The organism is Sporomusa sp., from assembly GCF_057736855.1.
Window position 1 is genome coordinate 1 of the sequence record NZ_JBYKYF010000065.1, and the last position, 12,551, is coordinate 12,551.

Genomic DNA, 12,551 nt, shown 5'->3' on the forward strand with positions numbered 1-12,551 from the left:
AAGTTTGTTGACTGCGACCAAGTAAAATGATTTTTGGCGTGAGCCCACTCGGCATAGGCAATACCCTTAAATAACTTTTCAATGTTAGGCAACCCCTCTTTGGCGGCAACGTCACCCCAAATTAGGTAGCGCATGTGAGCCATGCTTTCGCCGCCATACGCCGAACGTAGAAAATCGGCGGTCATTGCATTGCGAACTGTCATCCATATCTCCTCCTTAGATAATCAGCGTCTGTATTAATTTTGGCGTTGCCTGCCTTATTTATACAGGATATTTATTTTTACTGGGAGAATTATAGGCATATATCACTAAAATTTCCCAGACAACGTAATCTGATCATTTTACTTGGTCGCAGTCAACAAACTTATAGGAAAGGGTTTGAATCATTTTGCGTTTGGAAGATATCTATACCGTGTTTTGGCGGGATTGGGTGGTTTTAAATCGACGTCTGGTCAAATTTGTCCTATCGCGGATGATAAGTCCAATATTATATTTGGTAGCCTTTGGCTGGGGGTTGGGGCGCAATGTGTCGGTAAATGGCAGCAGTTATCTTGATTTTATTCTGCCGGGGATTATGGCGCTGAATGCTATGAATATCAGTTTTAGTGCAGTAGGTTCACCGCTTAACATGAGCCGCTTGTACCATAAGACATTGGAAGAATATCTTATTGCCCCTATCAGTCCGGCATCTTTTGTAGCTGGTAAAGTATTGGCTGGAGCGCTACGAGGGCTGATTTCCTGTACCGTGATTTTTGTTCTAGCCCTCCTGTTTGGGGCGAAACTGACCATCAGCGTCAGCTTTTTACTGACATTGTTACTGACTTGTCTGCTGTTTGCCGCTATGGGACTGGTGGCTGCGATGGTAATCAATTCCCACGAGGATATGGCGAGTTTTAATACCTATGTACTTTTACCCATGTCGTTTTTATGTGCCACGTTTTTTACGCCTGACCGGCTGCCGTTGGTTATCCGCTGGTTGGTGGAGCTGTTGCCGTTAACTCATGCTACCTATGCACTTAGGGCGATTAGTGCGGGGATGGCGACGCCGTGGCTGTCAGTTGGTGTTTTGTCCCTATATACTGTGCTGCTGCTTGGTATTGGCGTATGGACGATGGTTAGGGTAAGAGATTAGAGTCATAACTGGTTTTGTGCTTGATCGAGTATCATTCGGTTAATTATGATGCGGATGCAAAGGCTTAATAATAAATGTTAAAATTAGGAAAAATCCGGTTGGGTCAAACCCAACCGGATTTTTTATAAGACCATGACTACTTTTCCTAGCACATGGCTGATAGGAACAGGGCCGATATAACGGCTGTCGCTGGAGTTATTGCGGTTATCGCCTAATACATACACTTGATTTTCAGGAATGGTAATTTTTTTTGGCGGGGCAGGTTTCATCGCTTCTTTAATATAGGGCTCATCAAGTAGTACGCCATTACGATATACCTTACCATCTTTAATCTCGATGGTATCGCCAGGTTTGCCGATAACCCGCTTGATCCAGATATGGTTGTCAATTTCAGTAAGTTTGAGCACGCTGAGATAGGTGAACACCGGATCAGTAATATCGTCTTTTATGCTGCGATTCCGGAATATCCGACTGTCAATAATAACGATATCACCATACTCCGGGACTGAGGCGAACGTGTGGCTCAACTTAGACACGAAAACATAGTCATTATTATGCAAATTGGGTTCCATAGAGCTGCCGACTACCCTGGTTGGCTGGAACACAAAGGCATTAATAACAATCGCCAGCGCAAGTGCTACAGCTAGGCTATAGGCCCAGTCAGCAACTTCTTTCAGCAATTTCATAATGTACAATCCTCCCAATATAAAGTAGCTAGCGTCTTCTACCGAAGACGCGGTTTTAGCAGTTTACGGAATGTTCTTTGCGGGAAAAAGCAATAAGAGCTAAGTCTTACTATAGCAGATTGCTATGAGCGGGGCAAGATTTATTGCAGCTATCCTTATGAAATTATTGGTAGATTGATACGATGTTGAGCATGCTATAGAGTACGAGGTGAGAAAATGACAGAGCGATTTCCCAAGGTTGTCATCATTGGTGCAGGTTTTGGCGGTTTGTGGGCGGCGCGGGCACTGGCCAAGGTACCAGTCACGGTGACCTTGATAGATCAAAATAACTACCACTTGTTTCAGCCGCTGTTGTATCAGGTAGCTACAGCAGCTTTGGCTCCGCCTGATATTGTGTATCCGGTACGGGGCATAGTGCGTGGTCAAAAAAATATTACTTTTAACATGGCGGAAGTAATCGAGGCTGATTTAGCCTCACGTCGGCTGAAAACCGATAGCGGTACGATTGATTATGATTATCTCATTGTGGCTATCGGCGGCGTCACTAACTTTTTTGGCATAAAATCCATAGAGAAAAATGGTTTTGGCTTAAAAACCGTTGATGATGTACTGGCTATTCGCAATCATATTCTGCGATTGTTTGAAATGGCTGCTCTAGAACCAGATGAACAAGTGCGCCGTACGATGCTTACATTCATTGTTGTCGGCGGCGGGCCGACCGGAGTGGAATGTGCCGGGGCATTGGCTGAACTGGTTTATCTTGTTATGCCTAAGGATTATCCCAACATTAACTATGAAGAAGCACGGATTATACTCATGGAGGCTTCCCAACGCCTGCTTGCCGGTATGCCGGATAACCTAAGCAAGGCTACAGCCCAAATGCTGGCCCAAAAACGGGTAGAGGTCCGTTTCGGCAATCCGGTGACTGATTTCAATGGAGAACGTGTTATCTTAAAAGACGGGGAAATTATTCCCGCCCGTACCCTGATTTGGGCTGCCGGAATTCGTGCTGCTGGCTTGGCTGACAAGCTTGGGGTTAAACAGGCCAGCCTCGGCAGGCTGGTGGTAAAACCAACCCTGCAACTTCCTGAGTATCCGGAAGTTTTTGTAATTGGTGATGCCGCATATTTGGAAGCAGACGGGCAACCACTGCCAATGGTAGCACCTGTGGCTACCCAGCAGGCTCAGACGGCTGCGGCTAATATTCGTCGGCTTATCCAGGGGCAGGAGCCAGAAGAGTTCGTTTACAACAATCCGGGAATAATGGCAACCATTGGTCGCAATGCCGCGGTTGCTGATATGGGTAAGTGGCAGTTTCAAGGTTTCATAGCCTGGGTATTATGGTTAATTGTTCATATTATCCGGCTTATTGGCTTTAGAAACCGGATAACGGTACTTATAAACTGGGCTTGGGATTATTTCTTCTATGAACGGGCAGTGCGGGTGATTATGCCCAGGCCGGCAAGAAGGGACAACGACAGCAATAAGCAAGAGAACCAGTGAAATGCATGCCACTTGACTCACCAGGGAACTATGCATTTTTTTGGATATAAAACCTCTGTGGGGCACAAACTAATTTCAAATATTTAGGGAGGTTGTCTAATGGCTAACGATACTTTAATAAAAAGTGCGGACACTACCAGCCGCGGTGATGTTGAATCAATATTAAACAAAGGTGACGCTAGCGGCACCAATAATCCGGATGAGCATTCTGATATTCACAAGAATGCCAAAAAATATTATGATATCGAAAAGGCTCCTGCCTCCATGCCGGAAGTACATACATGGCAGCGGGAACATATTAAAGTACACGATCAGAGCAAAGATGGCTATCCCTTAAACGTTATTCTCGACCCCGCCATGCGGGAGATGTACCAGCATGTGCATGAACAAGGGCTGACCAATGTCTTTGACCGCTTTGAGCAGCAAGAAAAAATTCGTTGCAATTTCTGCTCGGCCGGTTTGTCGTGTCAGCTTTGTGCTAACGGACCATGCCGTATTAGTCCGAAAGCGCCGCGGGGAGTCTGTGGTGTTGATGCCCATGTTATGGTATCCAGAAACTTTGTCTACCGTCATGTCACAATTGGTACAGCAGCCAACATGTTTCACGCCCAGCAGGCGGCTCGTACGTTAAAAGCCGCTGCGGAAAAACCGGAAAGTGGCTTAAAAATCCGTGATAAAGAAAAACTCCTAAAATATGCTGAAATGGCTGGCCTTAACAGCCATGAAGATATTAATAAAGTGGCAATTAACTTTGCTAATTGGGTGCTTGCGGATATGGGCAAACCCTATTGGGAAGAAGCGGCCATGGTTAAGGCTTTTGCTCCGCCTAAACGCCAGGAACTGTGGCGCAAACTCAATATTTTTCCCGGCGGCGGCTTCAGTGAGGTGAGTTTTGCCCAAACAAAGTGTATGACCAACCTGAACGCTGATCCGGTTGATTTCTTGCTGACCTCTGTACGACTGGGAATCATTAATGAATATCAGGGCTTATTCGCGCTTGATATTCTTCAGGAAATTCTCATAGGAACTCAGAAAATTCGTACTGCCAAACAAAATATGGGGCTGCTAAAAAAAGATATGGTCAATATTATTACCAATGGTCATATGCCGCTTACCGCCCATATTGTTGTTGAACTGGCTTCTACTCCAGAGTGGCAGGAAAAGGCCAGAAAGGCTGGAGCCAGCGGTATACAGGTATTGGGGCATGTCTGTGAAGGCCAGCAGCTGCTAAATTATAAAGACACTGGCGAAATGAGCGCTTATGCTGGTCAGGAAGGTGAGTGGCTCTCCGAGGAATATCTGTTTGCCACCGGGGCAGTTGACCTCTTTATGTTTGATTACAACTGTACGGTTCCTACTCTGCCGCTGTATGCCAAACGGTTTGGCACAAAAATGGTCAGCACTCACGAAGTGATTCGCATGCCAGGTACTGATGTTGTTGAATTTAAGCCAGAACAAATGAAAGAGCAGGCCGAAAAAATTCTCGATATGGCGATTGAAGCCTTTGCGAAACGCAAGGCTGAAAATCGTGAAGTCTATATTCCGCCTCATGTATCTGAAGGCTGCATGATTGGTTTTAGTACTGAGTCGGTGAAAGAGGCTTTAGGCGGTTCATGGAAACCACTGATTGACGCCATTGCTGCCGGAAAAATCCGCGGTATTGCCACCATTGTCGGTTGTACTACCGCTCGCTATGGCCAGGGTGGCAGCAACATCTTCCGTATTGCCAAAGGGTTAATTGAAAAAGATATTCTTATACTCTCAGGCGGCTGTACATCTTCTGTTATGGAATACACCGGGCTGACCAATCCTGCGGCTGCTGAAGAATGTGGTCCGGGTCTTAAAGAAATCTGCAAAGCTCTCGGCATACCGCCGGTACTCTCTTATGGCGCGTGTACAGATATTGGTAAAATGACGCAAACGGCCAAAGAACTGGCCGATGCCTTAGGTATTGATACGAATAAGCTGCCGCTGGTTATCGGGGCACCAGAATACCTTGAGCAAAAAGCGGTTGCTGATGCGTGTACCGCGATTGCCCTTGGCTGGCTGGTGCATGTTGCTCCGGTGCCATCGGTTACTGGCAGTGATGTGGTAGTTAAAGTGCTTACCGAAACTACAGAAACCTTGGGCTTAGGTAAACTTACTGTTGAGACCAGTGCTGATAAAACCGTACAGATTTATGTCGACCACATTGAGAAAAAACGCAAAGAATTGGGACTGAATTAAAGATGAAAGTAAGCGTGATTACTTCGTTTATACCTTGAGAAATGGCATTAGAAATGTGAATTCTAACGCCTTTGCGAGCGGTTGCGAGGTAATCTCGCTTTTTTCCTTAGTAAGAGACGATTTGCGGCTAGAAGTTATAAAATATTTATGTTATATGTATATTCACGATTTTCCAATGGTATGGTAAAATTTTATATACACTATATAAATAAAATCTGTAACAAACTTTGCTGTAAAATACGATAATGGCAAATGGAGGTAATATGCGTAATAAAATTAGTCAATACCTATGTGTGGCCATCGGTTGCTTGATCGGCGGTTTTTCCATAAATGCTTTTTTGGTACCACATCATTTGCTGAGTGGTGGCATTTCTGGAATTGCTATTATTTTTTATTTTCTTTTTAAGTTGCCGATCGGTGTACAAATCATGGTGATGAATATACCGCTATTGTATGCAGCCTATCGTATACTAGGCAAGGATTATACTATTACTACTATTTACGGTACAATTCTCTTTTCGGTGGCGGTTGATGCAACAAAGTTTGTTTCAGAACTTAATTTAATTCAAGACCCGATCATTTCTGCCATTACTGGCGGTGTTGTTTCCGGAATTGGCAGTGGCCTCATTTTTCGTGTGAATGGCAGTGGTGGTGGTTTAGATATTGTAGCTGCGATTGTAAAGAAATACTATTCTCTCAATTTTGGTGCAGTAGGGTTTGCGATTAACAGTATAATTATGGCGGTAGCTGCGATGTTATTCGGCCTACAACTTGCTATGTTGACGCTGATTTCCATGTTTATTGCCGGTACTCTTACAGATAAAGTCGTTGAGGGATTCAATCGCAAGAAAACGGTATTTATCGTTTCTTACAATTCTGACAAAATTGTGGAAGCGATTTTAAATGAGGTCGGACGCGGTGTTACCATTTTGAACGGTCAAGGCGCGTTCACCCGCCAAGATAAACAGGTATTGTTTGTTGTTGTCAGTCTTACACAAATTGCTAAAATTAAACAGCTTGTGCATGACGCTGACCCTCATGCCTTTATGATTGTCCAGGATGCCGCTGAGGTTATGGGGCGGGGCTTTACCTTGCCAGGATCTAGACAAATGTAGTGGTTGGCTATTTGTGAATACATGGTTGAAAATCACTGGTTGAGAGAACTGGTGATTTTTTTATGATGATGGATGGGGAATAATAGGTTGTGGAAACACAAAACAAGCTGTGGAGCTTATCAGTGAGTTGGCAGAATTTGCCGTATAATTTATACGAGGAAAGGATTTTGTCGACATGTGGAGAAAAATAGGTAGTAATCACTGAGTTGAGACAAGGGAGATGAGCGGGTGAATGTACGCTTTGCCAAAATTGCTGTACTATTAAGTGTTGCCGGTGTATTTTTTGCTTCTCCGGCCCCTGTTGGCTTAAGCGTAACTGCATGGCATTTGTTTGGTGTGTTTGTTGCGTTAATATTGGGCCTGATATTGCAGCCTTATCCTGAACCGACACTGCTGATCATTATTACTACTTTGGCTAGTATGTTTGTTCTGCCGATTCGCGAGATACTGTCCGGATATACCGACACCATGTTGTGGCTGACCTTGGTCGCTATGATGATTGGCATTGGGTTAAAAAAATCCGGGCTCACCCGGCGGTTGGGCCTGATGTTAATTAGCCGCTTTGGCAAAACAACGCTGCGTATTGGTTATATTCTAAGTTTTATTGACCTGCTGTTGGCTACCAGTACGCCGGCTTCGCCTGCGCGGACAGGCGGCCTGGTGTATCCGTTAGCTGAAGGGGTTATCGATGCCAGCAGTTCAAATAATCCGGAAAGCAAGCGAAAAACAGGAGCTTATTTTACGCTTTTGGCGTATATTGCCAGCATGATTACCGGCAGCTTGTTTATGACCGGTATGGGCCCTAATCTGATTAATGTTAAGCTGGCACAAGATGTATTAGGCATAAGCATTAACTGGCCATTATGGACGGTGGCAGCACTACCCGGGTTTATCGGTTTTTTGCTGACACCGTATATTATTTATAAGTTATGTCCGCCAGATACGGCTTCCATGGCTGAGGTCAGGGCCCGGGCCGGACAGGAACTAGCCGACATGGGCAGCGTCAGTAGCAAGGAATGGATTGCGGCCGGGATATTTTTAACCATTCTTCTTTTGTGGTCAACAAGCACAATAACCAAAATTGATAATACGCTGGTAGCGTTTATTGGGATATCGCTGATGTTAGTGACTGGTGTGCTTGATTGGAACGACCTGGCTGATGGCAAAGAGATGTGGTCATTGCTGATTTGGTTTGGCGCTATATTAGGTTTTTCAGCAGCCCTGACCCAATTGGGTTTTTTCAGTTGGTTTGCCGGGGTTATTAAACTGCTTTTGCCGACTACCGGACTGGGTGAATACGGTATGCTGCTCCTGGTGGCGGTGCTGGCAATCGTGCCGCACTATCTTTTCGTATCTTATACCGGTTATGTTGTGGCGTTTTCGCCGCTGATGTTTTCGTTTGTTGCGGCAACCGATGTACCCAAATATCCTGCCTTTTTTATTCTGGTCTATTTAATGATTATTTCTTGCGCACTGACCCATTATGGCAATGCCCTAGGCTCGCTGTTAATGGGAAAAGGGTATAATGATAAAAAGACGTGGTGGGGTGTTGGCACGCTAATTACCCTTTTGCATGCAGCCTTATACCTGACACTAGGTGTGGTTTATTGGAAGTTAATAGGGTTATGGTACTAACTAAACATGTCTTTGCTAGGTTTCGCAGCAGTTGAACAACTGAAAGGAGAATTAGATGATTACAGAGTTTGAAGGAATGAAACCCAATCTTGATGAAAAAACGTATATTGCCGATGGTGCTAAAGTAATCGGTGCAGTGACTATAAAGGAGTTTAGCAGTCTTTGGTATAATGTAGTTGTCAGAGGGGATGTTAACCGTATAGAGATTGGGCGATATACTAATGTACAGGATAACAGTGTTGTCCATGTGGCTGATGACTACCCGACAATTATTGGAGACTATGTTACTATCGGCCACAATGTCATTGTCCATGGCTGTACGATTGAAGATCATTGCTTAATTGGTATGGGAGCTGTGGTATTAAATGGTGCCGTGGTAGGTAAAGGCAGTATTATTGCTGCTGGCGCGGTGGTTAAGGAAAGGCAGATTATTCCGCCACATTCATTGGTTGTGGGCGTTCCAGGAAAAGTGATAAAGTCTGTGCCAGAAGAATGGGATCACATTCACGCGCAGGCGGTAAAATATAAAACACTCTGGACAGAGCGTTATAAAATACTGCCAGACGCTGGTGGTGAGCGATATCATGGCGAAAAAATAGTATAGGAGGTTAAACAGCATGAATCTGGAGTTTATTTACAAGCGGCGTAGTGTACGTCAATTTACTGACGAGCAAATCCCGGAAGCGACGATCAAAGAATTGATCAAGGCGGCGATTCAGGCGCCATCCGGGAAAAACCAACAGAACTGGCATTTTGTTGTTATTACCGCTAAAGATAAACTGACAGAAATAGCCCGCATTGTCGAGAAAAAGAATGCTGAGCTAAGTACTTATCTTAAAGATGAAGCCAAGCGAAAAGCCTTTGCAGGATCAGTGGGTTATCATACGGTTTTCAAAGGTGCGCCGGTACTGGTGCTTCTATATGCCGGTCCGTATGAGACCATAGCCGATATGCTATTAGCCGATGGTCTTATGCCGCACGATGAAGCCATCCAATACGGCAAAGCTAATCCTGGTATTCAAAACATTGCTGCTGCTATGGAAAATCTCCTGCTGGCCGCAGCCAGCCTGGGATATGGTACTTGCTGGATGACCGGACCGACGTATGCAGCCAAAGAGATTTCTGAGTACATCGGTTTTGATAAGACCGGATACTATCTGGCAGCTATGACACCACTGGGGGTACCGGCAAATACCAACCCTTCGCTTACACCGCGCAAACCGCTGGAAGAGGTGCTGACCATGATCCGCTAACTGGTTGGCGGTAAAGGTATAGAAAAAATAGGGAGAAAGTGTTGCATCAACACTTCTCCCTATTTTTTCTATACCCTGATGCTATTGTACTGTAACCCAGAGGTCAACTGCTCGTTCAACCTCAGTATTGTTGGGGATAACCTGGAGTTTGCCCTTACCTGCCTTGATGGCAGTAAATATGGCTTGCCCATTTTGGCTGGTATTGGGTTCCTGCCGCATAATGTCACCCCAAAAATATTCGCCAGAGGAAGTAAATCGGGTGCTTTTGAAGAGGCCAGGAGCAGGCGAAAGAATTAATTTTTGTCCAACTTGTAATACCAAGTTATTGGCGGAAAGCGTTACTTTGCCTGTATCGCCGTAGTTGTATGTTACGATAACATCGGTAACAGGAGCCTGGTTAGCGGGAGGTGTGACTGGTTTCGGCGGTGAAGTGGGGGACTGAGGCTGGGACGGGGCAGGGGTTGGAGCCTGGGGGTCTACTGGTGTAAGGTTGTTGGTACAGCCAGTTGTCAATGTGGTTAGTGAGAGGCATAATACCATGGTAAGACAACACAGTAACTTGTTATAAGTGTTTTTCATGACAAAACCTCCTTCATATTTTTAGTATGAGGAGGTTGGTACCCAAATATAACGCTAGCAATCCTGCCATAAAAAGTTAAATATGATCTACATTGATTGAATATTCAATCTCATTGGCTACCTCTTGGGCTAACCTTGAACCAAACAACAGTTTTAATAGATACAGCCCTAATTCAAGACCAGAACTAACGCCGGCTGCGGTAATAATCTGCCCGTCATGAACCACCTTTTGCGTAAGGACATCAACTGAATAGGATTTTAATTCCTCAAACGCAGTGTGGTAAGTGGTAGCTTGTTTATTGGTAAGCAAGCCTGCTGCAGCCAGGATCAGAGCCCCGGTGCATACTGAGGTAACGAATCGGGCACTGCCAGACCGCTTTTGGATAAATTCTATAATCGTTGGATTTTTCATGGCGGCTAGGCGGCCTTTACCGCCGGGAACTACGAGAATATTTAGAGGTGGACAGTTAGCTAAGGTTGTATGAGGAATGACCTTCATGCCGTTAAAAGCTTCGACAGGTTGGGCGTTTTCAGCGATCAGCAGAACTTGGGTGCTACCGGGTTTAATTTTGTTGCTATAACTTAGTACTTCAAACGGGGCGACAAAGTCAAGTTCTTCCACTTGAGGAAAAATCAAAATGCCAATGGTAATCATACATTACTTCCTTTCGATACAAAGGATTATTAGACTCCTTTAAAGACCGGTGTACGTTTTTCCCTGAAGGCGGCCACGCCCTCCTTATGATCGGCAGTTTGCATACACAACACCTGCAGGTCAGCCTCGAATTCAAGGACTGTTGCCAGATCAAGGTTGCTGCTGCGGTTCAGAATTCGTTTGGTTAAACCTAACGCAATAGGAGGAGAATTTGCCATGCGGTCGGCAAACTGATAGACAGCTTGGTTGAGTTTGTCCTCTTCGATAACCTCATTGACGAGGCCGAGTCGTAAGGCCGTATGAGCATCAATGATATCACCAGTAAACATCAGTTCTTTCGCCTTATGCAGACCAACGATCCGTGGCAGGAGATACATACCGCCGCAATCAGGTACAAGGCCAACTTTGGCAAAACTTTGGGCAAACCGTGCTGTACTACTGCAAAAGATGATGTCGCAGGCCAGCGCCAGGTTGAAGCCGGCACCGGCAGCTACGCCGTTCACCATGGCAATGACCGGGATTTCCATATTCATTATTTCGTACGTCAATTGGCCGACACTGCTGATAAATTTTCTGGCTGTTTGTGGTGCAAGAGTTGATAAATACCCGAGATCGCCGCCAGCACAAAACGCTTTGCCTCTGCCAGTAAGAACAATGGTTCTTACAGTGCTGGTGCTGCTGGCTGTACGTAATGCAGCCAACAATTCTTCTGTCATAACATCATTCAAGGAATTTAATGTTTCCGGGCGATTTAACGTAATGGTCGCAATCGCATTATCCACTTCCCATAAAACCGTGCTGGATGTCACAGTGGCACCTCCTTATTTATGTGCTGTTATATTATAATTTTACCGGAAATAATAAGATTTGTGCATAAAAACCAGCATAGCATTTATAGGAGATAATCTAAGTGGGGAGCTAAACGCCAATGGAGCAAACCTGGTTTGGGCTGCTGAATAACTTAGGTCACAATATGTATGCCGCTATTTTTACTGCCATGCTGCTCACCGGGATAGGAGTACCATTTCCTGGTGAGCTGACATTGGGTTTTACCGGTTATTTAATTTATATCGGGCAGGTAGAACCGATGACTGCCGGCATCGCTGCATCTTTAGGTGATTTGTTGGGAGCAATATTCGGTTATAGTATTGGTATGTTTAGCAGAACAACGCTAGTTACTCGCTATTTTTCCTTTCTCCTGCCAACGCCGGCTAAGCTGGCGGCTGTGAGTACCTGGCTTGAAAAGTATGGAGTGTTTGCCATTGTGTTTGGTCGATTACTGCCAGTTATCCGCGGTGCCGTTACTATTCCTGCCGGCTTTTTGCATATGAATATTCAACAATATATTATTGGCAATACCATTAGTTCCGTTATCTGGTGTAGTGTACTCATCTATGCCGGTATCTCATTGGGGAATAACTGGAATGAGATTGCTGGCTGGGGAGATCGGTTGATCATGGTTGTTGCTGGGGGAGTCATGGTTCTACTACTGGCCTATCTGCTTTGCAACTGGGCAAAGTCAAGGGGCGGGTAAAGCAACCGGTTTCTGGATTGAGCAAAAAATTAAAATAACCTGTCATAATTTTATGATTTTGGCAACAGGTATTTGCTACTAGGGCAAGGAACCACAATAGAAAGAGCACTAAAGCAAACGTTGTACAAATTAGGGGGAAACTATGAGAGCCTATGATAAAATTTATAAATTGCATGAACTTATTGAAACTAAAACAGTAGCCGATCTGCCTGGCCCTTATAAAGTTGGTGTTG

The 12,551-nt window shown here is 44.9% G+C and carries 13 protein-coding genes; 8 read left to right on the plus strand and 5 right to left on the minus strand.

All coding sequences use genetic code 11. The features are described 5' to 3' along the window. On the minus strand, positions 1–203 hold a 203-nt coding region (locus tag AC29Z1_RS06265; RefSeq protein ID WP_488270601.1), incomplete at its 3' end, for a ferritin family protein. Between the two features lie 227 nt (positions 204–430). Between AC29Z1_RS06265 and AC29Z1_RS06270 the strand changes: the two genes are divergently transcribed. Continuing rightward, positions 431–1,132 carry an ABC transporter permease gene (locus tag AC29Z1_RS06270; RefSeq protein ID WP_488270602.1) on the plus strand — a complete coding sequence of 234 codons (702 nt, stop codon included), beginning with the start codon at positions 431–433 and terminating at the stop codon, positions 1,130–1,132. Between the two features lie 122 nt (positions 1,133–1,254). Here the strand turns inward: AC29Z1_RS06270 and lepB are convergent, their stop codons facing one another. Further along, entirely contained in the window at positions 1,255–1,818 is a 564-nt protein-coding gene (gene lepB / locus AC29Z1_RS06275; protein ID WP_488270603.1) for a signal peptidase I, read from the minus strand. A gap of 216 nt (positions 1,819–2,034) precedes the next feature. Between lepB and AC29Z1_RS06280 the strand changes: the two genes are divergently transcribed. From AC29Z1_RS06280 to AC29Z1_RS06305, 6 genes are all read left to right on the plus strand, one after another. Continuing rightward, a complete protein-coding gene (locus tag AC29Z1_RS06280; protein ID WP_488270604.1) occupies positions 2,035–3,321 on the plus strand; it encodes an NAD(P)/FAD-dependent oxidoreductase in 1,287 nt (428 codons plus the stop codon). A gap of 99 nt (positions 3,322–3,420) precedes the next feature. Next, positions 3,421–5,547 (plus strand): anaerobic carbon-monoxide dehydrogenase catalytic subunit, encoded by a 2,127-nt coding sequence (gene cooS, locus AC29Z1_RS06285; RefSeq protein ID WP_488270605.1) that lies wholly within the window; start codon positions 3,421–3,423, stop codon positions 5,545–5,547. Positions 5,548–5,810: 263 nt separating this feature from the next. Next, on the plus strand, positions 5,811–6,662 hold the full coding sequence (locus tag AC29Z1_RS06290; protein ID WP_488270606.1) for a YitT family protein: 852 nt from the start codon (positions 5,811–5,813) through the stop codon (positions 6,660–6,662). Positions 6,663–6,890: 228 nt separating this feature from the next. Continuing rightward, complete coding sequence (locus tag AC29Z1_RS06295; RefSeq protein ID WP_488270607.1) at positions 6,891–8,297, plus strand: DASS family sodium-coupled anion symporter; 1,407 nt, start codon at positions 6,891–6,893, stop codon at positions 8,295–8,297. A 55-nt stretch (positions 8,298–8,352) separates the two neighbouring features. Then, positions 8,353–8,901, plus strand: coding sequence for a gamma carbonic anhydrase family protein (locus tag AC29Z1_RS06300; RefSeq protein ID WP_488270608.1), 549 nt, complete (start codon positions 8,353–8,355; stop codon positions 8,899–8,901). Positions 8,902–8,914: 13 nt separating this feature from the next. After that, a complete protein-coding gene (locus tag AC29Z1_RS06305; protein WP_488270609.1) occupies positions 8,915–9,550 on the plus strand; it encodes a nitroreductase family protein in 636 nt (211 codons plus the stop codon). Positions 9,551–9,631: 81 nt separating this feature from the next. Here the strand turns inward: AC29Z1_RS06305 and AC29Z1_RS06310 are convergent, their stop codons facing one another. From AC29Z1_RS06310 to AC29Z1_RS06320, 3 genes are all read right to left on the minus strand, one after another. Then, entirely contained in the window at positions 9,632–10,129 is a 498-nt protein-coding gene (locus AC29Z1_RS06310) for a hypothetical protein (RefSeq protein ID WP_488270610.1), read from the minus strand. Between the two features lie 76 nt (positions 10,130–10,205). Next, positions 10,206–10,784 (minus strand): DJ-1/PfpI family protein, encoded by a 579-nt coding sequence (locus tag AC29Z1_RS06315; protein ID WP_488270611.1) that lies wholly within the window; start codon positions 10,782–10,784, stop codon positions 10,206–10,208. A 29-nt stretch (positions 10,785–10,813) separates the two neighbouring features. Beyond that, complete coding sequence (locus tag AC29Z1_RS06320; protein WP_488270612.1) at positions 10,814–11,593, minus strand: enoyl-CoA hydratase/isomerase family protein; 780 nt, start codon at positions 11,591–11,593, stop codon at positions 10,814–10,816. A gap of 119 nt (positions 11,594–11,712) precedes the next feature. On the opposite strand from AC29Z1_RS06320, the gene AC29Z1_RS06325 reads away from it, so the two are divergent. Continuing rightward, a complete protein-coding gene (locus AC29Z1_RS06325) occupies positions 11,713–12,318 on the plus strand; it encodes a DedA family protein (RefSeq protein ID WP_488270613.1) in 606 nt (201 codons plus the stop codon). The last annotated feature ends 233 nt before the right edge of the window (positions 12,319–12,551 follow it).

Excerpts from the sequence above, each read along its gene's own strand:
- lepB (WP_488270603.1), bottom strand. The coding sequence starts at position 1,818 with ATGAAATTGCTGAAAGAAGTTGCTGACTGGGCCTATAGCCTAGCTGTA.
- AC29Z1_RS06325 (WP_488270613.1), top strand. The coding sequence starts at position 11,713 with ATGGAGCAAACCTGGTTTGGGCTGCTGAATAACTTAGGTCACAATATG.
- AC29Z1_RS06280 (WP_488270604.1), top strand. The coding sequence starts at position 2,035 with ATGACAGAGCGATTTCCCAAGGTTGTCATCATTGGTGCAGGTTTTGGC.
- AC29Z1_RS06290 (WP_488270606.1), top strand. The coding sequence starts at position 5,811 with ATGCGTAATAAAATTAGTCAATACCTATGTGTGGCCATCGGTTGCTTG.
- AC29Z1_RS06305 (WP_488270609.1), top strand. The coding sequence starts at position 8,915 with ATGAATCTGGAGTTTATTTACAAGCGGCGTAGTGTACGTCAATTTACT.
- AC29Z1_RS06310 (WP_488270610.1), bottom strand. The coding sequence starts at position 10,129 with ATGAAAAACACTTATAACAAGTTACTGTGTTGTCTTACCATGGTATTA.
- cooS (WP_488270605.1), top strand. The coding sequence starts at position 3,421 with ATGGCTAACGATACTTTAATAAAAAGTGCGGACACTACCAGCCGCGGT.
- AC29Z1_RS06300 (WP_488270608.1), top strand. The coding sequence starts at position 8,353 with ATGATTACAGAGTTTGAAGGAATGAAACCCAATCTTGATGAAAAAACG.
- AC29Z1_RS06315 (WP_488270611.1), bottom strand. The coding sequence starts at position 10,784 with ATGATTACCATTGGCATTTTGATTTTTCCTCAAGTGGAAGAACTTGAC.